Below are 24046 nucleotides of genomic sequence, written 5' to 3' on the forward strand. Positions count from 1 at the left end.
CACGCGCACGCCGAGACGCCGACCGCCTCACTCACGTCAGTGAGCGTGTCCGCTGGTCGCAGCGTCCTTCTTGACCGTCAGCGGCAGCAACTTCTTGCCCGTAGGCCCGATTTGGATACTCGTGTCCATCTGCGGGCACACCCCACAGTCAAAGCAGGGCGTCCACCGGCAGTCCTCGACCTCTGTCTCGTCGAGGGCGTCCTGCCAGTCCTCCCAGAGCCAGTCCTTGTCGAGGCCCGAGTCGAGGTGGTCCCAGGGGAGGACCTCCTCGTACGTCTTCTCGCGGGTCGTGTACCAGTCGACGTCCACGCCGAAGGCGGGCAGCGTCTTGTCGGCGCACTGCATCCAGCGGTCGTAGGAGAAGTGCTCACGCCAGCCGTCGAAGCGGCCGCCGTCCTCGTAGACCGCGCGGATGACGGCGCCGATCCGGCGGTCGCCGCGGGACAGCAGGCCCTCCACGATGCCCGGCTTGCCGTCGTGGTAGCGGAAGCCGATCGAGCGGCCGTACTTCTTGTCGCCGCGGATCTTGTCCCGGAGCTTCTCCAGGCGCGCGTCCGTCTCCTCCGCCGAGAGCTGCGGGGCCCACTGGAAGGGCGTGTGGGGCTTGGGGACGAAGCCGCCGATCGAGACCGTGCAGCGGATGTCGTTCTGGCCGGAGACCTTGCGGCCCTCGGCGATCACGTTCATCGCCATGTCGGCGATCTGGAGGACGTCCTCGTCGGTCTCCGTCGGCAGGCCGCACATGAAGTACAGCTTCACCTGACGCCAGCCGTTGCCGTACGCCGTGGAGACCGTGCGGATCAGGTCCTCTTCCGAGACCATCTTGTTGATGACCTTGCGCATGCGCTCCGAGCCGCCCTCGGGGGCGAAGGTCAGGCCCGAGCGGCGGCCGTTGCGCGTCAGCTCGTTCGCCAGGTCCACGTTGAAGGCGTCCACGCGGGTCGACGGGAGGGACAGGCCGATCTTGTCCTCCTCGTACCGGTCCGCCAGGCCCTTCGCGATGTCGCCGATCTCCGAGTGGTCCGCGGAGGACAGGGAGAGGAGGCCGACCTCCTCGAAGCCCGTCGCCTTCAGGCCCTTCTCGACCATCTCGCCGATGCCCGTGATCGAGCGCTCGCGCACCGGGCGCGTGATCATGCCGGCCTGGCAGAAGCGGCAGCCGCGTGTGCAGCCGCGGAAGATCTCGACCGACATGCGCTCGTGGACCGTCTCGGCGAGGGGGACCAGCGGCTGCTTCGGGTACGGCCACTCGTCCAGGTCCATGACCGTGTGCTTGCTGACCCGCCACGGGACGCCCGACTTGTTGGGGACCACTCGGGCGATCCGGCCGTCGGGGAGGTACTCGACGTCGTAGAACGCCGGGATGTACACCGAACCCGTCTTCGCGAGGCGGAAGAGGACCTCCTCGCGGCCGCCGGGGCAGCCCTCCGCCTTCCACTCGCGGATGATCCGGGTCATGTCCAGCACGGCCTGCTCGCCGTCGCCGATGATCGCCGCGTCGATGAAGTCCGCGATCGGCTCGGGGTTGAAGGCCGCGTGGCCGCCGGCCAGCACGATCGGGTCGTCGAGCCCCCGGTCCTTCGACTCCAGCGGGATGCCCGCCAGGTCCAGCGCGGTCAGCATGTTCGTGTAGCCCAGCTCCGTGGAGAAGGAGAGGCCGAACACGTCGAAGGCGCCCACCGGCCGGTGGCTGTCCACCGTGAACTGCGGGACGGCGTGCTCCCGCATCAGCGCCTCCAGGTCGGGCCACACGCTGTACGTGCGCTCGGCGAGGACGCCCTCCTGCTCGTTCAGTACCTCGTAGAGGATCATGACGCCCTGGTTGGGCAGGCCGACCTCGTAGGCGTCCGGGTACATCAGCGCCCAGCGGACGTCGCAGGACTCCCACGGCTTGACCGTGGAGTTGAGCTCTCCACCGACGTACTGGATCGGCTTCTGCACATGCGGGAGCAGAGCTTCGAGCTGCGGGAACACCGACGCAGCGACTTCGGCAGGCATCTCGCGAACCTTAGGGTGCTGGACTGAACTGACAGGGGTGACCATCTAGCCTAACGCGACCACGGGACCACCCCGACCGCCCGAGCCCCACACCACGAGGCCGGCCTGCCCTCCCCGGCCCCGCCTCAGACCTGCACCCCGCCCTTGATCTCCGCCCACAGCCCCGGCAGCTCCGCCTCGTCCGCCGCCGCCCGCTGCTCCTCGCGCCCGTACAGCACCCCGTACGTGAAGGCGCTCTCCCCCGCCCCGTGCGCCTGTGCCGCGATCTCCCGAAGGGTCTCGCGGGTCATCACGCTGTCCTGGTGGTCGCCGAGCAGGTTCTGCAGCGCCTTCGCCGACTTCACCAGCGCGGACGCCGGGCTCCCGAGCGCCGGTACGGCCGCCTCCGCCGCGTACCGCGTCCGCTTGGCCTTCTTGCGCGCGTCGTGCAACGCCAGGTCGCGCTCGTGTCCGGCCGACTCCCCGAGCGCCTGCTCGACCAGCTCCGCCACCTTCCCGAAGTCCTTGCGTACGGCCTTGGCGACCACCTTCTCCGGCTTCCCGGCGGCCGCCTCGAGCAACGGCGGCTCCACGACCAGCGCGTCGAGGGTCTCCAGCAGTTGCAGGTACCGCTTTCCGTCGAGTACGGCGATAAGCCGCCGCCTCGATCCCCCGCGCCGGGCGTGCGCCCAGGTGCGCAGGCGGGTGCGGACGGGGCCGACGACCAGCGTCCGGGGCAGTTCGTCGAGGGCCGCCGTGAGGCGCTCGGTCAGCACCTCCTGGTCGCGGTCCACGCCGAGTTCCCCGGCCAGCCACTTCAGTTCCTCGCCGATCGGGTCGGTGACGGCGCGGTCGAGGACCTTGGAGAAGGAGCGGAAGGTGCTGCGCATCCGCCGGGTGGCGACCCGCATACGGTGCACGGAGTCGTACGTGTCCTGCCGTACCGCCGGGTCGAGTTCCAGGATCGCGTCCCGCTGCTCCCGGACGTACGCGAGGACGTGGTCGCCCGCGGTCACCGGATCCGGAGCGGCCCGCTGCTCCTTCTTGCGCTTCTTCTTCGGTGCCGTCTCCGCCAGCGCCCGGGCCAGCTTGGAGGAGGACTTGGACGGCCGTACACCCGCCTTGCGCAGCCGTTTGTCGACCTTGTCGAGGAACGCCGGGTCGCCGCCGTCGGCGAGTTCGACCTCCAGCTCGGTCCACTGTGCGGTACCGCCGTCGTCGGTGAGCCGCTCGGCGCGTACGGCGTCCACGCTGACCTCGGCGAGCAGCCGGCCGTCGGTGTCGACCAGGTCGCGGACGTCCCGCTCGGAGCGCAACCGGACCACGGGCCGCAGCTCGGCGTCCCGGATGCGGGCGCGGACGAGGGCGGTGAGGCTGCGCGGGACGGTCTCGGAGAGGGGGGCCTGGACCTCGTCGCGGACCCCGGGGCCGACCGGCAGCTTCAGGTGCCAGCCCGCGTCCGAGCCTCCGGTGCGGCGGCGCAGGGTGATGGAGGCGGAGGCGAGGCGCTGGTCGGGGGTGTCGTAGTAGGTGGCGTCGAGGTGCGCCACGCCCTTGTCGACCACGGCCGCGACACCGGCGACGCCGGTCAGGTCGGGCAGTCCGCTGTCGTCGGATTCGTACTTCCGCTCGATCTCACGCTTTGTGTCCGCCATGAACCGAATCTAGTGGCTATCGAGCCGGGACGACAGAGCCCACAATGGATGAACCCCGGGCAAACTCGCAGTAACCGCGAGGTGGCCGGGGTTCTCTGTCCACCGAAGTCAGGCGGACATGGGCCGTTGCACCCTGATCGACTGCAACAGGCCCACCGCCACCCAGACGGCGAACATCGACGAGCCTCCGTAGGACACAAAGGGCAGTGGCAGACCCGTCACCGGCATGATCCCGAGGGTCATGCCGATGTTCTCGAAGGCCTGGAAGGCGAACCAGGCGACGATCCCGGCGGCCACGATCGTGCCGTACAGCTCGGTCGTCTCGCGGGCGATCCGGCAGGCCCGCCACAGCACCACGCCGAGCAGCACGATGATCAGGCCCGCGCCGAGGAAGCCCAACTCCTCCCCCGCGACCGTGAAGACGAAGTCGGTCTGCTGCTCGGGCACGAACTGGCCGGTGGTCTGCGAGCCGTGGAAGAGCCCGGAGCCGGTCAGCCCGCCCGAACCGATCGCGATCCGCGCCTGGTTGGTGTTGTAGCCGACCCCGGCCGGGTCGAGCTCGGGGTTGGCGAAGGCGGCGAAGCGGTTGATCTGGTACTCGTCCAGGATGTGCAGCTGCCAGATGGCGACGCAGCCGAGCACACCGGCGGTGAGCAGGCCGAAGATCCAGCGGTTGGAGGCGCCGGAGGCGAGCAGCACGCCCAGGATGATGGCCACCATGGCCAGGACCGTGCCGAGGTCGGGCATGAGCAGCACGATCAGGATCGGGATGGCGGCGAGGCCGAGCGCCTGGAGGACCGTGCGGTGGTCGGGATACTGCCGGTCCCCGGCGTCGACCCGGGCCGCCAGTATCATCGCCATGCCCAGGATGATCGAGACCTTCACGAACTCGGCGGGCTGGAGCGAGAAGCCACCGCCCAGCACGATCCAGTTGCGGCTGCCGTTGATGGTGGCGCCGAGCGGGGTGAGCACCATCAGGACCCCGAGCAGCGAGAGACCGTAGAGGACCGGCACGACGTTGCGCAGCGCGCGGTGGCCGAGCCAGACCGTGCCGATCATCAGGGCGAAGCCGATGCCGGTGTTCATCAGGTGCCGGATGAGGAAGTAGTACTGGTCGCCCTGGTTGATCTCGGTGCGGTTGCGGGTCGCCGAGAAGACCAGGACCGAGCCGATCAGCGACAGCGCGAGGGCCGCCAGCAGTATCGGCCAGTCCAGGCGGCGGGCCAGCGAGTCGCGGGCGAAGATCCGCGTCCAGCCGGCGCGCTCGGGCCCGTACCCGGAGACGGAGAAGCTGTTGGCTCCGGTCATGTGAGCATCCTCCGGCTTCCCCTCCTGCGAGGCCGCCTGCGGGTGGTGCGGTTGGTCGCGGTGGGCGAGGCGGTGGTCGCGCCGGGCTGGGTCTCGTCCGGGGCGGTCGCGCCCTCCTCCTGGGCCTTCTGGAGGTCCTTGACCGGGTCCTTGGCGACCTTCGGGGAGTCGATCGTGCCGTCGGTCCTGACCTTCGGCAGGCCCTTCTGCGGGGTGGGCAGCAGCGCCTTCTTCTTGTCGATCGAGCCGTCGGCCTGGACGCCGTACAGAGCGTTGTAGATGCTGCGGACGGCCTCACCGGAGGCGCCGGAACCCGTACCGGCCTGGGCGATCGTCATGACGACCGTGTAGTCCTTGGAGTACGTGGCCAGCCACGAGGTGGTCTGCTTGCCGTAGACCTCCGCGGTACCGGTCTTGGCGTGCAGCTGGATCTTGTCCTGCGGCCAGCCCTGGAACTTCCAGGCGGCGGTACCGCTGGTGATGACGCCCGCGAGGGCCTTGTCCATGCCCTTGAGGGTGGCCTGGCTGACCGGCAGCTTGGCCTTGACCTGCGGCTTGATCTCCTTGACCGTCTTGCCGTCGGCGCTGACGATCGCCTTGCCGATGGTCGGCACGTACTCGGTGCCGCCATTGGCGAGCGCCCCGTAGATCATGGCCTCCTGGATCGGCGTGACGAGCGTGTCGCCCTGGCCGATGGAGTAGTTGATCGAGTCGCCCTCGCGCATCTTGTTGCCCTCGAGGCAGTTCTCGTACGCGATCTTCTGGACGTACGTGCCGTCCTTCTTGCCGGTCTTGCACCAGTAGGCCTTGTTGGCCTCCCAGGTCTTCTGCTTCCACGTGCGGTCGGGGACGCGGCCGGTGACCTCGTTCGGGAGGTCGACGCCGGTCTCCTTGCCGAGGCCGAACTGGTGCGCGGCCTTGTAGAAGTAGTCCTTGGGCTCCCCCTTCTTCGGGTTGATGCCGCCGTCCTTCTTCCACTGCTGGTCGGCGAGGCCGTAGAAGACGGTGTCGCAGGAGACCTCCAGGGCGCGGCCCAGGGAGATCGGGCCGAAGTTCTCGCCCTCGAAGTTCTTGAAGACCTGGCCGCCCACCGAGTACGAGCTGGTGCACGGGTAGCCGCCGTCCCAGACGTAGCCGGCCTCGACCGCGGCGGCCGTGGAGACCACCTTGAAGGTCGAACCGGGCGCGGACTGACCCTGTATGGCCCTGTTGAGCAGCGGGTAGTCGGAGTTCTTGCCGGTGAGCGTCTTGTAGTCCTTGGCGGAGATACCGCCGACCCAGACGTTCGGGTCGTACGTCGGAGCGGACGCCATGGCGACGATACGGCCGGTCTTGGCCTCCATCACGACCACGGCACCGGAGTCGGCCTTGTAGTTCTCGCCGGTGATCTTGTCGTACTGAGTGCGGGCGATCTTCATCGCGTTGTCCAGCTCGTACTCGGCGACCCGCTGGACGCGGGAGTCGATGCTGGTGACCAGGTTCGAACCGGGCTCGGCCGCATCGGACTTGGCCTTGCCGATCACGCGCCCGAGGTTGTCGACCTCGTACCGGGTGACGCCGGCCTTGCCGCGCAGTTCCTTGTCGTACTCGCGCTCAAGACCCGAGCGGCCGACCTGGTCGGAGCGCAGGTAGGGCGAGTCGGTGTCCTTGGCCTGGTTGATCTCGTCGTCGGTGACCGGGGAGAGGTAGCCGAGCACCTGGGCGGTGTTGGACTTGCCGGGGGCCGGGTAGCGGCGCACGGCCTCGGGCTCGGCGGTGATGCCGGGGAAGTCCTCGGAGCGCTCGCGGATCTGGAGGGCCTGCCGGGGAGTCGCCTCGTCGGTGATGGGGATGGGCTGGTACGGCGAGCCGTTCCAGCACGGCTTGGGCGTCTTGGCGTCGCACAGCCGGACCTTCTGCACGACCTCCTCGGGCTTCATGCCGAGGACCTTGGCCAGCTTGGTCAGGACGGCCTTGCCGTCGTCGCTCATCTTCAGCAGGTCGGTGCGGGAGGCGGAGACCACCAGCCGCGTCTCGTTGTCCGCGAGCGGCACTCCGCGGGCGTCCAGGATGGAGCCGCGGACGGCGGGCTGGACGACCTGCTGGACGTGGTTGCCCGACGCCTCCTTCTGGTACGCCGAACCCTCCCGGATCTGCAGGTACCACAGGCGGCCGCCGAGGGTGCCGAGCAGGGAGAGGACGAGGATCTGGATGACGACGAGACGGATCTGGACGCGTGGGGTCCGTCCGGTCTCGGGAATGTTGGTCACGGTGGCTGCCTCCCCCTTTCAGTGCGCGGATGTGTGTGCGCGTACGAATGATGAACGCGTGACCTGTGAAGCCGCGTTCCACCCCGGCGCACTCGTTCGAGTGAACTCGCGGGCCCTCACAGCCGCTTGACCCCCTTGATGCGGCCCACGCGGGCCGTGCGGGTGCGGGCCTTGGTCTTCAGGCCGCCGAGCCCACCGCGCTGGCCGCCGATCTTCAGGCCGGTGCCGGCGGAGATCCAGCCGGAGGAGATGTCGGTGGCCTTCTTGGACGAGGAGTTGGTCTCCGCGAGCGGGTCGTTCTCCGCGCGCCGGGCCAGCGCCATGATCCCGGGGACCACGAACGGGGCGAGCAGCAGGTCGTACAGGGCCGCAGAGAACAGCAGGCTCGTCAGGCCGACATGGCGGGCGGCGGTGTCGCCGACGAGGGCGCCGACCCCGGCGTACAGCAGGGTGGAGCCGATCGCGGCGGCGACCACGACGAGCATCGGGCCGGTGGCCGACTTGAGTCTGCCGTTCTCCGGTTTGACCAGGCCGGCGAAGTAGCCGATGACGCACAGCACGAGGGCGTAGCGGCCCGCCGCGTGGTCGGCCGGTGGCGCGAGGTCGGCGAGCAGACCCGCGCCGAAGCCGACGAGGGCGCCGCCGACATGGCCGTACACCATGGCCAGGCCCAGGACGGTCAGGAGCAGCAAGTCGGGTACGGCGCCCGGGAGATGGAGGCGGGCGAGGACGCTCACCTGGATCACCAGGGCGACGACGACCAGGGCCGAGGAGAGCAGGATCCGGTTGACGCGCATGGGGAACTCAGCTCCTACTGCTGCTCTTGCTGCTGGCCGTCGACGGGCGCATTGGCCGACGGGGTGACCGTGACGGTGACCGTCGGTGTGGGGGTCGGCTTGGGCTTCTTGGGCAGGACCGTGTCGCGCGGGTCCTTCTTCGGGGCCTCGACGACGACGCCGACGATGTCGAGCTTGGTGAAACCGACGTACGGCGTCACGTAGACGGTGCGGGTCAGGCCGCCCTCGGAGGGTTCGACGCGGGAGACCACGCCGACCGGGACACCGGGCACGAAGGGCTTGTCGGCCTGCGAGCCGAAGGTGACCAGGCGGTCGCCCTTCTTCACGTCGGCCTTGCCGTTGAGGAGTTCGACGCGCAGCGGCCGGTCGCCCTGTCCGGAGGCGAAGCCGAGCTCGTCGCTGTCCTCCATGCGGGTACCGACGGTGAAGTCGGGGTCGTTGGCGAGCAGGACCGTGGAGGTGTCGGGGCCGACGGTGGTGACCCGGCCGACCAGTCCGTCGCCGTTGAGCACGGTCATGTCCCGCTTGATGCCGTCGTTCGCCCCGACGTCGATGGTGATCGTCCAGGAGAAGCCCTGGGCCGCTCCTATCGCGATGACCTCGGCGCCCTTGATGCCGTACTGGCCCTCGGCCGACACGTTCAGCATCTTGTCCAACTGCTTGAGCCGGCTGGCGTTGCGGTCGTCGCTGCCGAGTTTCGCCTTGAGGGCCGCGTTCTCCTTCTCCAGGCGGGCGAGCCGGTCGTGCTTGGTGCCGGAGTCGCGGATCGCCGAGACGGCGTTGCCGACCGGGTCCACCGCCGACGACACACCGTCCTCGATCGGGCCGAACACGGTGGCCGCGGCCTGGCGGGCACCGTCGACCGGCGAGTCCTCCCCGCCGCGGATGTCCACCGTGATCAGCGCGAACGCGACGGCGATCAGCAGCACCAGGAGCAGCCGGCTCTCTCTCGTGTCCCTCACGTGCGGCGGCCGTGCCTTCCTCATAGGAATGTGCGGGTGTTCAGATGTCGGGGGTGCGGAGGCTTATGGGCGAGCTTATGCCTCTATATCAACGATCCGCCGTACGAGAGGAGATCATCTCGTACGGCGGAATCGAAGAGTTACTTCATCTGCGCGGCTGGGCGTCCAGCACCTGCTGGAGCGCCTCGAACTCCTCCACGCACTTGCCGGAGCCGAGCGCCACGCTGTCCAGCGGGTCCTCGGCGATGTGGATCGGCATGCCGGTCTCGCGCCGCAGCCGCTCGTCCAGGCCGCGCAGCAGCGCGCCGCCGCCGGTCAGAACGATTCCGCGGTCCATGATGTCGCCGGACAGCTCGGGCGGGCACTTGTCGAGGGTCGTCTTCACCGCGTCGACGATCGCGTTGACCGGCTCCTCGATCGCCTTGCGCACTTCGGCGGCCGAGATGACGACGGTCTTGGGCAGCCCGGAGACGAGGTCCCGGCCGCGGATTTCGGTGTGTTCGTCAGCATCGAGGTCGTACGCCGAACCGATCGTGATCTTGATCTGTTCCGCGGTCCGCTCACCGAGGAGGAGCGAGTACTCCTTCTTGATGTGCTGGATGATCGCGTTGTCCAGCTCGTCACCCGCGACCCGGATGGACTGTGCGGTGACGATGCCGCCGAGCGAGATGACCGCGACCTCCGTGGTGCCGCCGCCGATGTCCACCACCATGTTGCCCGTGGCCTCGTGGACCGGCAGGCCGGAGCCGATGGCCGCGGCCATGGGCTCCTCGATGATGTGCACCTGTCGGGCGCCGGCCTGGGACGACGCCTCGATGACGGCACGGCGCTCGACGCCGGTGATACCCGAGGGCACACAGACGACGACCCGCGGCCGAGCCAGATACCGCCGCTTGTGGATCTTCAGGATGAAGTAGCGGAGCATCCGCTCGGTGATCTCGAAGTCGGCGATCACGCCGTCCTTCAGCGGACGCACGGCAACGATGTTGCCGGGGGTCCGCCCGATCATCTTCTTCGCTTCGGCGCCGACCGCGAGAATTCCACCGGTGTTCGTGTTGATCGCGACGACGGACGGCTCGTTGAGTACGATCCCGCGACCCCTGACGTACACCAGCGTGTTGGCGGTCCCGAGGTCGACAGCCATGTCACGGCCGATGAACGACATTGAGTTCCCCATCAGGATTCGTCTGGCCTTCCTGGGAGCTTGAGGGCTTTTCAGGTCGGCGAAGTGGGTGCTGTGACGTGAAGGCTTCCATCGTAGACGCGCCTTCGCGAACACTGCGTGAGGGTCTTCGCCATTGTCAGCAGATGATGCGCGGCTCCGCTTCTGGAGACGGGCGTTCGGGGGTGCTCGTTCCCTCGATCGCCGCGCATATGCCGCCCTATGCCCGACCGGGGAAGAAGATCTTCACCTCGCGCTCGGCGGACTCCTCGGAGTCGGAGGCGTGGATCAGGTTCTCGCGGACGATCACGCCGTAGTCGCCGCGGATGGAGCCGGGGGCGGCGGCGATCGGGTCGGTCGGACCGGCCAGCGCGCGGACGCCCTCGATGACCCGCTCGCCCTCGACGATCAGGGCGACGACCGGGCCGGAGGCCATGAACTCGACCAGCGGCTCGTAGAACGGCTTGCCCTTGTGCTCGCCGTAGTGCTGCTCCAGCGTCTCCTGGTCCAGGGTGCGCAGCTCCAGCGCGGTGATCCGCCAATCGGCCTTGCGCTCGATACGGCTGATGATCTCGCCGGTCAGGCCGCGACGGACGGCGTCGGGCTTGAGCAGGACGAGGGTGCGCTGGGTCACTGCGGGCTCCTATGGATCATGGATCGTGCGGGGTGTTCGAAGGTTACAGGGCGTGTCGGGGCCCTTGTTACGCAGCGTCAGGTGTAGAGGAGCCCGGCTGCGCCGCCTGCGCCGCGAATCTCGCCTTCGCCTCGTCGATCTTCCGGCCGTAGTGGACCGAGGCCCACCACAGGGCCGCGAAGACCGCGCCCAGGAAGAACATCGTCGGGACGACGAAGCCGGAGGCGATCAGGGCGATCTGCAGGGCCCAGCCGAGGGCGATGCCGCCCGGCCGGGTCACCATGCCGCACAGCACCAGCGTCAGGAACATCGCGATGCCGCTGACCGTCCAGACCGTCGCCCCCGACAGGTCCGGGTCCTTCATGGCGACCAGTCCGGCGAAGCCGATCACGAAGAACTCGCCGATCAGGGTGGAAGCACAGAGCGTACGCACGGGTCAGCCCCTCCCGAGGAGCAGTCGGGCCTCGCCCACGGTGATGACGGAGCCGGTCACCAGGACACCGCCGCCGGCGAACTCGCCCTCCTCCTCGGCCAGCGTGATCGCGGCCTCCAGGGCGTCCGGCAGCCGCGGCTCGACCTGGACGCGCTCGTCACCGAACACCTCGACGGCGATCGCGGCGAGCTCGTCGGCGTCCATCGCGCGCGCGGTGGAGTTCTGCGTGACGACGATCTCGGCGAAGATCGGCTCGAAGGCCTCGAGCAGCCCGCGGACGTTCTTGTCGCCGCTCGCGCCCACGACCCCGATCAGCCGGCTGAAGTCGAAGGCCTCGCCGACCGCCTCGGCGGTGGCGCGGGCGCCGGCCGGGTTGTGCGCGGCGTCGAGGACGACGGTGGGAGACCGTCGTACGACTTCCAGACGGCCCGGCGAGGAGACCGCCGCGAACGCCTTCCGCACCGTGTCGATGTCGAGGGGCTCGGGGCGCTGGGAGCCGACGCCGAAGAAGGCCTCGACGGCGGCGAGGGCGACGGCGGCGTTGTGTGCCTGGTACGGGCCGTGCAGCGGGAGGTAGACCTCCTCGTACTCACCGCCCAGGCCGCGCAGGGTGAGTACCTGGCCGCCGACGGCGACCTGGCGGGCGACGACCCCGAACTCCAGGCCCTCGCGGGCCACAGTGGCGTCGACCTCGACCGCCTTCTTCAGCAGCACCTGCGCCGCGTCGACCGGCTGCTGGGCCAGGATGACCGTCGCGTCCTGCTTGATGATCCCGGACTTCTCGGTCGCGATGGCCGCGGTCGTCTCGCCGAGTCGGTCGGTGTGGTCGAGATCGATGGGGGTCACGACCGCCACATCGCCGTCGATGACGTTCGTGGCGTCCCAGGAGCCGCCCATGCCGACCTCCACGACGGCCACGTCGACGGGCGCGTCCGCGAAGGCGGCGTACGCCATGGCGGTCAGCACCTCGAAGAAGGACAGGCGGTACTGCTGCTGTCCGTCGACCATCTCGACGTAGGGCTTGATGTCGTCGTACGTCTCGATGAAGCGCTCGGCGGAGACGGGGGCGCCGTCCAGGCTGATGCGCTCGGTGATCGACTGGACGTGGGGGCTGGTGTAGCGGCCCGTGCGGAGTTCGAAGGCACCGAGGAGGGACTCGATCATGCGGGCGGTGGAGGTCTTGCCGTTCGTACCCGTGATGTGGATCGAGGGGTACGAGCGCTGGGGGTCGCCCAGGACGTCCATCAGCGCGGAGATCCTGCTGACCGAGGGCTCCAGCTTGGTCTCGCCCCAGCGGGTCGCGAGCTCCGCCTCGACCTCGCGCAGGGCCTTGTCGACCTCGGGGTCCTCGGGGCGGGCGGGGACGTCGGCGCTCGGGGCTCCGCCCTGGGTGCGGAGGGTGCGGCTGCCGGCCTCGATGACCGCGAGGTCGGGGTCGCGGTCGGTCTCGGCTTCGATGATCTCGTCGAAGGGGTCGCTGTCGGTCACGGGGCCAGTCTACGGAGGCCGACTGACAGTGCGCCCACGGCAAGGGGTAGCTGGTGTGGTGCGGCGGGTGCGGGCAAGCTGTGGCTGGTCGCGCAGTTCCCCGCGCCCCTGGTTGGCAAAGGGCCCCGGTGCCGACAAGCTCCGGGGCCTTCGCCTGCGTACAACGACCTACGCCTGCGGCAAGCTCTCCAGCTGGGCCTTGATGCGCTCGATGTCCTCGTCGGCCTTGGTCAGGCGGCCGCGGATCTTGTCGACCACGTTGTCCGGGGCCTTCGCCAGGAACGCCTCGTTGCCCAGCTTCGCCGTCGCCTGGGCCTTCTCCTTCTCTGCCGCCGCCAGATCCTTCGCGAGGCGCTTGCGTTCCGCCGCGACGTCGATCGTGCCGGAGAGGTCGAGGGCGACCGTGGCGCCCGCGACCGGGAGGGTGGCCGTGGCCGCGAAGGCGTCGCCCTCGGGCTGGAGGCGGAGGAGTTGGCGGATCGCCGCCTCGTGCGGGGCGAGCGCCGTGCCATCCAGGGTGAGGCGGGCCGGAACGCGCTGGCCGGGCTGGAGGCCCTGGTCGGCGCGGAAGCGGCGGACCTCGGTGATGACCTGCTGGAGGCTCTCGATCTCCTGCTCGGCCGCCTGGTCCCGGAAGCCACTGTCCTTCGGCCAGTCCGCGATGACGAGCGACTCGCCGCCCGTGAGGGTGGTCCAGAGGGTCTCCGTGACGAACGGGACCACCGGGTGGAGGAGCTTGAGGGTGACGTCGAGGACCTCGCCCAGGACCCGCTTGGAGACCTCGGCAGGCTCGCCGCCCGCCTGGAACGTCGTCTTGGACAGCTCGACGTACCAGTCGAAGACCTCGTCCCACGCGAAGTGGAAGAGGGCGTCGGAGAGCTTGGCGAACTGGTAGTCCTCGTAGAACGCGTCGACCTCGGCGACGACCGAGTTGAGGCGGGAGAGGATCCAGCGGTCCGTGGCCGACATCCGCTCCTGGGAAGGCAGCGGGCCGTCGACCGTCGCGCCGTTCATCAGCGCGAAGCGCGTGGCGTTCCAGATCTTGTTGGCGAAGTTGCGGGAGCCCTGGACCCAGTCCTCGCCGATCGGGACGTCGACGCCCGGGTTGGCGCCGCGGGCGAGGGTGAAGCGGAGGGCGTCGCTGCCGTACTTGTCCATCCAGTCGAGCGGGTTGACCGCGTTCCCGAAGGACTTCGACATCTTCTTGCCGAACTGGTCGCGGACCATGCCGTGCAGGGCGATGGTGTGGAACGGCGGGGTGCCGTCCATCGCGTAGAGGCCGAACATCATCATCCGGGCGACCCAGAAGAAGAGGATGTCGTAGCCGGTGACCAGGACGGAGTTCGGGTAGAACTTCGCGAGCGACTCGGTCTGTTCGGGCCAGCCGAGGGTGGAGAAGGGCCACAGGCCGGAGGAGAACCAGGTGTCGAGGACGTCCGTGTCCTGCTTCCAGCCCTCCGCCTCGGTGCCGGGCGGCTCCTCGTCGGGGCCGACGCAGACGACCTCGCCGTTCGGGCCGTAGAAGACCGGGATGCGGTGGCCCCACCACAACTGCCGTGAGATGCACCAGTCGTGGAGGTTGTCGACCCAGTCGAAGTACCGCTTCTCCATCTCCTGGGGGTGGATCTTGACCTTGCCCTCGCGGACCGCGTCGCCGGCGGCCTTGGCGAGCGGGCCGACCTTGACCCACCACTGCATGGAGAGGCGCGGCTCGATGGTGGTCTTGCAGCGCGAGCAGTGGCCGACGGAGTGGACGTACGGCCGCTTCTCGGCGACGATCCGGCCCTCGGCGCGCAGCGCGGCGACGATGGCGGAGCGGGCCTCGAAGCGGTCCAGGCCCTGGAAGGGGCCGTGGACGGTGATGACGGCGTGCTCGTCCATGACCGTGATGGCCGGGAGGTCGTGCCGCTGGCCGATCTCGAAGTCGTTCGGGTCGTGGGCCGGGGTGACCTTGACGGCACCCGTGCCGAACTCGGGGTCGACGTGCTCGTCGGCGACGACGGGGATGGAGCGGTCGGTCAGCGGCAGCTTGATGAGCTTGCCGACCAGATGCCTGTACCGCTCGTCCTCGGGGTGAACGGCGACGGCCGTGTCACCCAGCATGGTCTCGGCGCGGGTCGTGGCGACGACGATGGTCTCGTCACCCTCCCCGTACTTCATGGAGACCAACTCGCCGTCGTCGTCCTGGTACTCGACCTCGATGTCCGAGATGGCGGTGAGGCAGCGCGGGCACCAGTTGATGATGCGCTCGGCGCGGTAGATGAGCTCGTCGTCGTAGAGGCGCTTGAAGATGGTCTGGACGGCCTGGGACAGGCCCTCGTCCATGGTGAAGCGCTCGCGGGACCAGGCGACACCGTCGCCGAGGCGGCGCATCTGACCGCTGATCTGGCCGCCGGACTCGGCCTTCCACTGCCAGACGCGCTCGACGAAGGCCTCGCGGCCGAGGTCGTGGCGGGACTTGCCCTCCTTGCCGAGCTCGCGCTCGACGACGTTCTGGGTGGCGATGCCGGCGTGGTCCATGCCGGGCTGCCACAGCGTCTCGAAGCCCTGCATGCGCTTACGGCGCGTCAGGGCGTCGATGAGGGTGTGCTCGAAGGCGTGCCCGAGGTGGAGGCTGCCGGTGACGTTCGGCGGCGGGATGACGATGGTGTACGACGGCTTGTCGCTCTTCTCGTCCGCCTCGAAGTAACCCCGCTCTACCCAGCGCTCGTACAGCGGCCCCTCTACATCGGCCGGCGCGTACTGGGTCGGCAGTTCGGTGTCGGGCGCGGGTGGCTGCTGCTGAGCGTTCTCGGTCACGGGCCCAGTTTAGGGGTGTCGCGGGGGTGTCCCGAAACGCGTTTGTTCTGTAACGGTGCGCCCCCCGATGCCGTGTGTCTCCTGTGTCTGCGCCAGGATGTCGGGAACACATAAAGCATCTGGAGGGGAACCCAGAAATGAGCTACAACCAGCCGGGCCCGTACGGCGGGCAGCCTCAGCAGCCCGGACCGTACGGCCAGCCGGGACCGTACGGCCAGCAGCCGCCGCAGGCCCCCCAGCCCGGCTATGGCTACCCCCAGCAGACGCCTCCGGCCCAGCCCGGTTACGGCTACCCGCAGCAGCCTCCGCAGGGGGTTCCGGGGCAGCCTCCGCAGGGCGTGCCGGGGCAGCCGAACCCGTACGACCAGCAGCAGGCGTACGGGCAGCAGCCTCCGTACGGCCAGCCCCAGTACGGCGTCCCGCAGCCGCCCCCGCCGGGCGGTGGCGGCAAGAAGGCGGGCCTGATCATCGGGGCGGTCGCGGTTGTGGCGGCTATCGGGGTGGGGGCGTACCTCGTGCTCGGTTCGGGGAGCGGCGGCTCCGGTGGTGGCGGCAGCGTCGCGGACGACGGGGCGCACAAGCTGACCACGCCGGCCACCGTGCTCACCGAGTACAAGAAGTCCGGCAGCGACAGTGACACGATGACGAAGTCCGACCTCAACGACGCCAAGTCCTGGGGGGTCGAGAACCCCAAGGACGTCAGCGCCTCCTACGAGGTCAAGGACGCGAGCAACCCGCTGGGCGGCAAGATGCTCTCCTTCGGCGGCGTCTACGGCACGATCAGCGACCCGGAGAAGGCGGTGGACGGGTTCTTCGACTTCATGAAGAAGGACTCCAAGGAGGAGAAGGTCACCTTCGTCGGCAGCCCGAAGGCGTACAAGCCCGCCTCCCTCGACGGCGCTGTCCTGAAGTGCCAGGAAGCCAAGATCGACAACTCGGCGGCGGCGACCTCGGGCATGGCCAAGGAAATGAACGTGACCTACTGCGTGTGGGGCGACCACAGCACGCTCGGCTTCGTGATGCCGATGGAGTACTCGGACATCGCCGCGGGCAAGGCCACCGACCCCGCGGAGGCGGCCGACCTGACTGCCAAGCTGCGCACGGAAGTTCGCGTCAAGGCGTAGTCGCGACCAGACGCGAGAAGTGCCCGGCACCGCTTTCGGCGCCGGGCACTTCTTCGTTGTCGGAGGCGGCTTACGCCGTCTTCTGCTCCCCCGGCCCCCGCCCCCGCGCATCCCGCGGAATCAGCGTCGGGTTGACGTTCGAGTGGACGACGTCCGCCGTGATGACGACGCGGGCCACGTCCTTGCGGGACGGGACCTCGTACATCACGGACATGAGGACTTCCTCCATGATGGCGCGCAGGCCGCGGGCGCCGGTCTGGCGGAGGATGGCCTGGTCGGCGATGGCCTCCAGGGCCTCGCGCTCGAAGTCCAGTTCCACGCCGTCGAGTTCGAAGAGGCGCTGGTACTGCTTCACGAGCGCGTTGCGGGGCTCGACGAGGATCTGGAGGAGGGCTTCCCGGTCGAGGTTGTGGACCGAGGTGATGACGGGGAGGCGGCCGATGAACTCCGGGATCATCCCGAACTTCACCAGGTCTTCCGGCATGACGTCCTCGAACTGGTCCTTGGCCTCCAGCTCGCGCTTCGAACGGATCGTCGCGCCGAAGCCGATGCCCTTCGCGCCCGCCCGGGACTCGATGATCTTCTCCAGGCCGGAGAACGCACCGCCCACGATGAACAGCACGTTCGTCGTGTCGATCTGGATGAACTCCTGGTGCGGGTGCTTGCGGCCGCCCTGCGGCGGCACCGAGGCCGTCGTACCTTCGAGGATCTTGAGGAGGGCCTGCTGGACGCCCTCGCCGCTCACGTCGCGCGTGATGGAGGGGTTTTCACTCTTCCTCGCGACCTTGTCGATCTCGTCGATGTAGATGATGCCTGTTTCGGCTTTCTTGACGTCGTAGTCCGCCGCCTGGATGAGCTTCAGCAGGATGTTCTCGACGTCCTCGCCGACATAGCCCGCCTCCGTCAGCGCCGTCGCGTCCGCGATCGCGAAGGGGACGTTCAGCATCCGGGCCAGGGTCTGGGCGAGGAGGGTCTTGCCGGAGCCGGTGGGGCCCAGCAGCAGGATGTTGGACTTCGCCAACTCGATCGCGTCGTCACGGCCGCTGCCGCCGCCGTTCTCGCCGGCCTGGACGCGCTTGTAGTGGTTGTAGACCGCGACCGACAGGGCCTTCTTCGCCGCGTCCTGGCCCACCACGTAGCCCTCGAGGAACTCGAAGATCTCGCGGGGCTTGGGGAGTTCCTCCCAGCGCACCTCGCTGGTCTCCGCGAGCTCTTCCTCGATGATCTCGTTGCAGAGATCGATGCACTCGTCGCAGATGTACACACCAGGCCCTGCGATGAGCTTCTTGACCTGCTTCTGGCTCTTGCCGCAGAACGAGCACTTGAGCAGATCGCCGCCGTCACCGATGCGTGCCACGGTGTGCTTCCCCTTCGCCTGGGAGACGCCTAGATCCAGCGGCTCCTGGTGCTGCCTAATCCGACGGTACCTTGCCGGGCCCCCCGTTCGGGCCCCCTTGGCGCGGTTCACTTTGACGTGCAGCGTGTCAAAGCACACCAACCGTGCCAAGGGGCGGCAGACAATACAGCCTTCTGCTACTTCACAGCCGCGTTGTTCATCTTCCGGGTGGAGATGATCTGGTCGATCAGCCCGTACGAGAGCGCTTCCTCGGCGGTGAGGATCTTGTCGCGCTCGATGTCCTCGCGGATCTTCTCGATCGGCGTGGTGGAGTGCTTGGCCAGCATCTCCTCCAGCTGCGCGCGCATCCGCAGGATCTCGTTGGCGGCGATCTCCAGGTCGGAGACCTGACCGCGGCCGGTCTCGCTGTACGGCTGGTGGATCAGCACGCGCGCGTTCGGCAGCGCCATGCGCTTGCCCGGCGTACCGGCGGCCAGCAGGATCGCGGCGGCGGAGGCCGCCTGACCCATGCAGACCGTCTGGATGTCGGGCTTCACGAACTGCATCGTGTCGTAGATGGCCGTCAGCGCGGTGAAGGAGCCGCCGGGGCTGTTGATGTAGACCGAGATGTCCCGGTCGGGGTCCATCGACTCCAGGCACAGCAGCTGCGCCATGACGTCGTTGGCGGAGGCGTCGTCGATCTGCACGCCGAGGAAGATCACGCGCTCCTCGAAGAGCTTCGCGTACGGGTCGTACTCGCGGATGCCCTGCGAGGTGCGCTCGACGAAGCGGGGGATGACGTAACGGGACTCCGCCGTGGGACCCGTGTACTCGGCGCGTGTGCGGTCGTACAGGCCGCTGCCGGGGAAGTCGTTCACTGTCTCTCTCCTAGGAGCTTGGGCGGTCGGCTGGGGGCTGTGCGGGGGTCTCAGGCCCCGGTGCCGCCGCCGCCCGGCATGTTGGCGGCCGTGGTGATGACGTCGTCGATGAGGCCGTACTCCTTGGCCTCGTCGGCGTCGAACCAGCGGTCGCGGTCGGAGTCGCGGGTGATCTGCTCGAAGGACTGACCGGTGTGCTGCGAGGTCAGCTCGGCCATGCGCTTCTTGGTGTGCAGCAGCCGCTCGGCGTGGATCTTGATGTCGGAGGCCGAGCCGGCCAGGCCGGCGGACGGCTGGTGGATCAGGATCTCGGCGTTCGGGAGCGCGAAGCGCTTGCCCGGGGTGCCCGCGCTGAGCAGGAACTGGCCCATCGAGGCGGCGAGGCCCATGGCGATGGTCACCACGTCGTTCTTGATGTACTGCATGGTGTCGTAGATCGCCATGCCGGCCGTGATCGAGCCGCCGGGGCTGTTGATGTAGAGGTAGATGTCCTTGTCCGGGTCCGCGGCAAGGAGCAGCAGCTGTGCGGTGATCTTGTTCGCGATGTCGTCGTCGACCGGCTGGCCGAGGAAGATGATCCGCTCGTTGAGCAGCCGGTTGTAGACCTGGTCGCCGAGGCCACCACCGATGGAAGGCTCGCCGGCGGCGGAGGGCATCAGATTCGTCACGTATCCACCTGCTCGTCTTACGACGGCGCCGGGCCGTCTCACGTTTGCCTTCGGGGGCGGGAGCCGTTCGGGGACTCCACTGCCCTCGTATTCATGGACCCTAACGCGCTGGTCCCTTCGGGGAATCCCGGTAAGGGGGGTGTTCGCCGGGGGCGTAGTCCCCCGGGACGCGACGGGCCCCCGGGAAAGTCCCAGGGGCCCGTCTTACGTCCGTCAGGAGCGCCGTGGGTGTCAGCCCTCGGTCTTCTCCGGCTCGGCGTCCGTGGCGTCGGCCTCCGTCGCCTCCGCGGCGACCTCGGCGGCCGTCTCGACCTCGTCCTCGTCGTCCAGGTCGACGACCTCGCCGTTGGTGTCCTTCACCGTGGCGGCCTCGACCACGACGGCCAGGGCCTTGCCGCGGGCGACCTCGCCGACCAGGAGCGGAACCTGGCCGCCCTCGACGACCGCCTGGGCGAACTGGTCGGGGGACATGCCGGAGGAGGCGGCACGGCGCATGAGGTGCTCGGTGAGCTCCTCCTGGTTGACGTTGAGCTTCTCGACCTTGACCAGCTCGTCGAGGACGAACTGGGTCTTGATGCCCTTGACCGCGGCTTCCTTGGTCTCGGCGTCGAACTCCTCGGCCGTCTTGCCCTGGATCTCGAGGTACTTCTCGAGGTCGAGGCCCATCTGGCCGAGCTGGTGGTGCTCCAGGTTGTGCTTGCGGGTGTTGATCTCGTCCTCGAGCAGCTTCTCGGGGACGGGCACCTCGACGAGCTCCAGGAGCTTCTCCAGGACGCGCTCCTGGGCCTGGGTGGCCTGGTCGTACTGCTTCATGTTCTCGAGGCGCTTGCGGCTGTCGGCCTTCAGCTCGTCGAGGGTGTCGAACTCGGAGGCGAGCTGCGCGAACTCGTCGTCCAGCTCGGGGAGTTCGCGGGCGGCGACCTGGGTGACCTTGACGGTGACCTCGGCCTCCTTGCCGGCCGCGGAGCCGCCCTTGAGCTCGGAGGTGAAGGTGGTCTCGGCACCGGCCTCCAGGCCCTTCACGGCCTCGTCGATGCCGTCGAGGAGCTCGCCGGAGCCGATGGTGTACGAGACGCCCTCGGCGACGCCGTCCTCCAGGACCTCGCCCTCGACCTTGGCCTGAAGGTCGATGGTGACCACGTCGCCGTCCTCGGCGGCGCGCTCCACCGGGGAGGTGGAGGCGAAGCGCTCGCGGAGCTGCTCGACCGACTTGTCGATGTCCTCGTCGGTGACCTCGACCGCGTCGACCTCGACCTCGATGCCGGAGTAGTCCGGGATCTCCAGGCTCGGGCGGATGTCGACCTCGGCGGTGAAGTTCAGCGTCTCGCCGTCCTTCAGCTCCGTGATGTCGACCTCGGGCTGGCCCAGGACGTCGATCTCGGCCTCGTTGACCGCCTCCGTGTAGAACTTCGGAAGCGCGTCGTTGACCGCCTCCTCCAGAACCGCACCGCGGCCGAACCGCTGGTCGATGACGCGCGCCGGGATCTTGCCCTTCCGGAAGCCCTTCACCGTGACCTGCTGGTTGATCTTCTTGTACGCCGCGTCGAGGCTGTCCTTGAGCTCCTCGAAGGGCACCTCGATGCTGAGCCGAACCCGGGTCGGGTTCAGGGTCTCCACGGCGCTCTTCACGGTTCGGTCTCCTTGGGGCTGACTTTAGGGATCGTGCCCGGCACAGAGACACACGGGCATGCAGCTTGCATAGTAACGGCAGCAGCGACACGCCCCAAAGGCGATCACTTCGATGCGATCACGGCGATCATGGTCGGGGTGGCGGGATTTGAACCCACGGCCTTCCGCTCCCAAAGCGGACGCGCTACCAAGCTGCGCCACACCCCGTCTGGTGCGACACGTAGGGTACATGCCCGCAGGCAGTGCGGCTGCCGCATTTACCGAGGCCCCGTGTGCGGTCCGGGGCGGACGGGAACGGGGTGTGCGGCGGAGGGGGGCGACCCGCTACGATGCCTTCAGTGCCGCGGTCGGCTGACCTGCGGCGCGTGCTGTGCGGGCGTAGCTCAATGGTAGAGCCCTAGTCTTCCAAACTAGCTACGCGGGTTCGATTCCCGTCGCCCGCTCTCGGTGCCGAAGGCCCGGGTGAGAGGCCGTACTCCTCTCCCCGGGCCTTCGGCGATTCCGGATGTGGCCCGCCTGTGTGATCACCTGCGCCTGCTTGCGCGATCCATGGGGCGGGAAACGCGATCCATGGGGCGGGAAAGAGGACAGATGCGCGGAATGGGGGCGGTCACGGCCGTGATCGCGGCGGCCGTGGTGTTGACGGCCTGCGGCGGCGAGAAGGGCGGGACGGACGGAAGGGCCGATGCCGGGGTATCGACGTCCGCGTCGGCCGCGGTGAGCCGTGACACCTTGCGCGAGGACATCCGGGCGGCCGTCGGCGCCGGAGGGTTCGGGCAGCCCGGGTTCGTCGCCGCGAAGAACCTGCTCGGGCCCTGCGACGTGGGGGCCTTCGTGCGGGTGGGGGGCGAACCCGATGCGACGGCCGTCGGCAAGGTGGCCGCTGCGCTGAAGGGCCGCGGCTGGGAGGAGAGTCTGCGGCGGTCGTCGGGCGCCATCGACCAATGGGCCCTGGAGAAGCAGGGCTGGCTGCTGACCCTGTCGTCCGGAACCGTCTCGCTGAAGGCCGTCTCCTCCGGCCCGGCGTCCGAGGAGCAGGCGCGGGCCAAGCCATTCCAGGGGCTGGTGTTGCGAGGGGTCGGCCCCTGCCGGACGTGACGCGGGCGCGGTCGGCCCGGGGCGCGGCGCGAGGGCGCGACGCTCGGGCGTCCCGGGGTCGGCTCAGAAACTGATCGAGTTGATCGTTTCCGCTATCGAGTCGAGGAAGCGGTTGATCGACGGGGCCATGCCGGTCGACGCCAGGAAGAAGCCGAAGAGCACCGCGACGATGGCGGGGCCGGCCTTGATCGATCCGCCTCGGATCAACACCACCAGGATGATCGCCAACAGCAGCACCACTGACAGTGAAATGGCCACAACTGATCACACACCCTCGGTCGGTCCGCTCTCCCGGCCCGGAGGTGCCGGCTCCGCACACCCCCGCCAGAACCATCGTGCCACCAACAAGCCCCGCGTATGCGGCGGGTGGGGCATCGGCGCCCACACTGTGCCCTACCTTTGCCCGCGCCATGCACGCGATCCGGCGCCGAGATCGCCAACCGGCGCCGCCCGCACGGCAATTCGAGGGGGCACCCGCACAGGTAATTCAACGGGTTCGTTTCCATGTCCACACAACCCGTTCGCAGATATTTCGAATTGTTGCCACAGGCACATCAAATGGCCCTGATTGTCAGGATTCATCCTGACTAAAAGGTGCATAAGGGCAGGAGGTGACGCCGACCTGGCGATGCCAACTTCCCCAATTCCTGGGTACTCGAGGCCGAAAAGCAGGAATGACGTGCACGGTTTTACGGAATCACACAGACGACGCTAGGGTGCCTCAGATGTTTCACGCCGCCTCGTCCCTCGGTCAGCAGAGAACTCCGTTCCCCTCAGCACAGTCGCCGCGGCAGGCCCAGCCCGGCAAGCAGCGTGACGCCTTCTTCGACAACGCGAAGTACCTGGCGATCGTGCTCGTGGCGATGGCCCACTCCTGGGAGCCGCTGAAGGGCGACAGCCGCGTCCTGGAGGGCGTGTACACGGTCGTGTACACCTTCCACATGCCGGCGTTCATCGTCATCTCCGGCTACTTCTCCCGCAGCTTCGACATGCGCCCCGACCGCCTGCGGCGGCTGGTCACCGGTGTCCTCGTGCCGTACGTCGTGTTCGAGACGGCGTACTCCCTCTTCAAGCGGTACGCCGACCACGACCCCGGCATGGACGTCAGCCTGCTCGATCCCTGGTACCTCACCTGGTTCCTGGTCGCCCTCTTCATCTGGCGGCTGACCACCCCGCTGTGGAAGACGGTCCGTTGGCCGCTGCCGCTCGCGCTCGGCGTCGCCATGCTGGCCTCCGTCTCCCCCGACATCGGCGACGACCTCGACCTGCAGCGCGTGCTCCAGTTCCTGCCGTACTTCGTGCTGGGGCTGTGCATGCGGCCCGAGCACTTCCGGATGGTCCGTACGCGCCGGGTGCGGATCCTGTCCGTGCCGGTCTTCGCGGCCGCGCTCGCCGTCGGCTGGTGGGCGGTGCCGCGCATGGACACCGCGTGGTTCTACCACCGGGACTCCGCCCAGGAGTTGGGCGCGCCGTGGTGGACCGGGCCGGTCATGACGCTGGCGCTGTTCGGCTGCTCGCTGCTGCTGACCGCCTGCTTCTTCGCCTGGGTGCCAGGCCGGACGATGTGGTTCACGGCGCTCGGCGCGGGCACGCTCTACGGCTACCTGCTGCACGGTTTCCTGGTGAAGGCCGGGGACTTCTACGGCTGGTTCGACCACGAGTGGATGCACCGGCCGCTCGGCGAGATCCTGGTGACGGTCGTCTTCGCGGCCGCGGTCACGCTGCTGTGCACCAGGCCCGTGCAGCGAGTGTTCAGGTTCGCGATGGAGCCCGAGATGAAGTGGGCGTTCAAGCCGGACGCGGCGGAGTTGGCGCGGGCGCGGGAGCGGCAGAAGGTCCCCGCCTGAGG

Annotated in this window: 19 protein-coding genes and 2 tRNA genes; 4 read left to right on the plus strand and 17 right to left on the minus strand. The window is 68.6% G+C overall.

The window, feature by feature from the left end; all coding sequences use genetic code 11:
* Positions 1–36: 36 nt before the first annotated feature.
* From ACQEWB_RS16840 to ACQEWB_RS16890, 11 genes are all read right to left on the minus strand, one after another.
* Complete coding sequence (locus ACQEWB_RS16840) at positions 37–1998, minus strand: TIGR03960 family B12-binding radical SAM protein (RefSeq protein ID WP_432831700.1); 1962 nt, start codon at positions 1996–1998, stop codon at positions 37–39.
* Between the two features lie 125 nt (positions 1999–2123).
* A complete protein-coding gene (locus ACQEWB_RS16845) occupies positions 2124–3632 on the minus strand; it encodes a CHAD domain-containing protein (protein WP_432831702.1) in 1509 nt (502 codons plus the stop codon).
* Between the two features lie 108 nt (positions 3633–3740).
* On the minus strand, positions 3741–4940 hold the full coding sequence (gene rodA, locus ACQEWB_RS16850) for a rod shape-determining protein RodA (RefSeq protein WP_432831704.1): 1200 nt from the start codon (positions 4938–4940) through the stop codon (positions 3741–3743).
* A complete protein-coding gene (mrdA, locus tag ACQEWB_RS16855) occupies positions 4937–7189 on the minus strand; it encodes a penicillin-binding protein 2 (protein ID WP_432831706.1) in 2253 nt (750 codons plus the stop codon). Before mrdA ends, rodA begins: the two co-directional genes overlap by 4 nt.
* 116 nt (positions 7190–7305) lie before the next feature.
* A complete protein-coding gene (gene mreD, locus ACQEWB_RS16860) occupies positions 7306–7986 on the minus strand; it encodes a rod shape-determining protein MreD (protein ID WP_432831708.1) in 681 nt (226 codons plus the stop codon).
* Positions 7987–8000: 14 nt separating this feature from the next.
* Positions 8001–8948, minus strand: a complete 948-nt coding sequence (mreC, locus tag ACQEWB_RS16865; RefSeq protein WP_432831710.1) for a rod shape-determining protein MreC — start codon at positions 8946–8948, stop codon at positions 8001–8003.
* 145 nt (positions 8949–9093) lie between these two features.
* Positions 9094–10113, minus strand: coding sequence for a rod shape-determining protein (locus ACQEWB_RS16870; RefSeq protein WP_004931372.1), 1020 nt, complete (start codon positions 10111–10113; stop codon positions 9094–9096).
* A gap of 217 nt (positions 10114–10330) precedes the next feature.
* Positions 10331–10744, minus strand: coding sequence for a nucleoside-diphosphate kinase (gene ndk / locus ACQEWB_RS16875; RefSeq protein WP_432831713.1), 414 nt, complete (start codon positions 10742–10744; stop codon positions 10331–10333).
* 67 nt (positions 10745–10811) lie between these two features.
* A complete protein-coding gene (locus ACQEWB_RS16880; RefSeq protein WP_432831715.1) occupies positions 10812–11177 on the minus strand; it encodes a DUF4233 domain-containing protein in 366 nt (121 codons plus the stop codon).
* Between the two features lie 3 nt (positions 11178–11180).
* Positions 11181–12665, minus strand: coding sequence for a bifunctional tetrahydrofolate synthase/dihydrofolate synthase (folC, locus tag ACQEWB_RS16885; RefSeq protein ID WP_432831717.1), 1485 nt, complete (start codon positions 12663–12665; stop codon positions 11181–11183).
* A gap of 168 nt (positions 12666–12833) precedes the next feature.
* Positions 12834–15464 (minus strand): valine--tRNA ligase, encoded by a 2631-nt coding sequence (locus tag ACQEWB_RS16890; protein WP_432831719.1) that lies wholly within the window; start codon positions 15462–15464, stop codon positions 12834–12836.
* Between the two features lie 137 nt (positions 15465–15601).
* On the opposite strand from ACQEWB_RS16890, the gene ACQEWB_RS16895 reads away from it, so the two are divergent.
* Positions 15602–16588 carry a hypothetical protein gene (locus ACQEWB_RS16895; RefSeq protein WP_432831721.1) on the plus strand — a complete coding sequence of 329 codons (987 nt, stop codon included), beginning with the start codon at positions 15602–15604 and terminating at the stop codon, positions 16586–16588.
* Between the two features lie 70 nt (positions 16589–16658).
* On the opposite strand, the gene clpX is transcribed toward ACQEWB_RS16895, so the two are convergent.
* The 5 genes from clpX to ACQEWB_RS16920 form a co-directional block, all read right to left on the minus strand.
* The gene (gene clpX / locus ACQEWB_RS16900; protein WP_432831723.1) at positions 16659–17945 is read right to left on the minus strand and encodes an ATP-dependent Clp protease ATP-binding subunit ClpX; all 1287 of its coding nucleotides are present in this window, start codon (positions 17943–17945) and stop codon (positions 16659–16661) included.
* Between the two features lie 176 nt (positions 17946–18121).
* The gene (locus ACQEWB_RS16905) at positions 18122–18802 is read right to left on the minus strand and encodes an ATP-dependent Clp protease proteolytic subunit (protein ID WP_432831725.1); all 681 of its coding nucleotides are present in this window, start codon (positions 18800–18802) and stop codon (positions 18122–18124) included.
* A gap of 50 nt (positions 18803–18852) precedes the next feature.
* A complete protein-coding gene (locus ACQEWB_RS16910; RefSeq protein ID WP_051113679.1) occupies positions 18853–19458 on the minus strand; it encodes an ATP-dependent Clp protease proteolytic subunit in 606 nt (201 codons plus the stop codon).
* Between the two features lie 243 nt (positions 19459–19701).
* The gene (gene tig, locus ACQEWB_RS16915) at positions 19702–21099 is read right to left on the minus strand and encodes a trigger factor (protein WP_432831727.1); all 1398 of its coding nucleotides are present in this window, start codon (positions 21097–21099) and stop codon (positions 19702–19704) included.
* Between the two features lie 130 nt (positions 21100–21229).
* A tRNA-Pro gene (locus ACQEWB_RS16920) sits at positions 21230–21306 on the minus strand.
* 165 nt (positions 21307–21471) lie between these two features.
* On the opposite strand from ACQEWB_RS16920, the gene ACQEWB_RS16925 reads away from it, so the two are divergent.
* Positions 21472–21542, plus strand: a tRNA-Gly gene (locus ACQEWB_RS16925).
* A 148-nt stretch (positions 21543–21690) separates the two neighbouring features.
* Positions 21691–22197, plus strand: coding sequence for a hypothetical protein (locus tag ACQEWB_RS16930; RefSeq protein ID WP_432831729.1), 507 nt, complete (start codon positions 21691–21693; stop codon positions 22195–22197).
* A 63-nt stretch (positions 22198–22260) separates the two neighbouring features.
* Here the strand turns inward: ACQEWB_RS16930 and ACQEWB_RS16935 are convergent, their stop codons facing one another.
* A complete protein-coding gene (locus ACQEWB_RS16935) occupies positions 22261–22455 on the minus strand; it encodes a hypothetical protein (protein WP_010986847.1) in 195 nt (64 codons plus the stop codon).
* 467 nt (positions 22456–22922) lie between these two features.
* On the opposite strand from ACQEWB_RS16935, the gene ACQEWB_RS16940 reads away from it, so the two are divergent.
* On the plus strand, positions 22923–24044 hold the full coding sequence (locus ACQEWB_RS16940; RefSeq protein WP_432831732.1) for an acyltransferase family protein: 1122 nt from the start codon (positions 22923–22925) through the stop codon (positions 24042–24044).
* Positions 24045–24046: the final 2 nt, after the last annotated feature.

It is taken from the genome of Streptomyces sp. CA-249302 (assembly GCF_050936785.1).
In the GTDB taxonomy this organism is placed as follows: domain Bacteria; phylum Actinomycetota; class Actinomycetes; order Streptomycetales; family Streptomycetaceae; genus Streptomyces.

Excerpts from the sequence above, each read along its gene's own strand:
- rodA (WP_432831704.1), bottom strand. The coding sequence starts at position 4,940 with ATGACCGGAGCCAACAGCTTCTCCGTCTCCGGGTACGGGCCCGAGCGC.
- ACQEWB_RS16940 (WP_432831732.1), top strand. The coding sequence starts at position 22,923 with ATGTTTCACGCCGCCTCGTCCCTCGGTCAGCAGAGAACTCCGTTCCCC.
- ACQEWB_RS16870 (WP_004931372.1), bottom strand. The coding sequence starts at position 10,113 with ATGTCGTTCATCGGCCGTGACATGGCTGTCGACCTCGGGACCGCCAAC.
- ACQEWB_RS16840 (WP_432831700.1), bottom strand. The coding sequence starts at position 1,998 with ATGCCTGCCGAAGTCGCTGCGTCGGTGTTCCCGCAGCTCGAAGCTCTG.
- ACQEWB_RS16910 (WP_051113679.1), bottom strand. The coding sequence starts at position 19,458 with ATGCCCTCCGCCGCCGGCGAGCCTTCCATCGGTGGTGGCCTCGGCGAC.
- ACQEWB_RS16895 (WP_432831721.1), top strand. The coding sequence starts at position 15,602 with ATGAGCTACAACCAGCCGGGCCCGTACGGCGGGCAGCCTCAGCAGCCC.
- ACQEWB_RS16845 (WP_432831702.1), bottom strand. The coding sequence starts at position 3,632 with ATGGCGGACACAAAGCGTGAGATCGAGCGGAAGTACGAATCCGACGAC.
- mreD (WP_432831708.1), bottom strand. The coding sequence starts at position 7,986 with ATGCGCGTCAACCGGATCCTGCTCTCCTCGGCCCTGGTCGTCGTCGCC.
- ACQEWB_RS16930 (WP_432831729.1), top strand. The coding sequence starts at position 21,691 with ATGCGCGGAATGGGGGCGGTCACGGCCGTGATCGCGGCGGCCGTGGTG.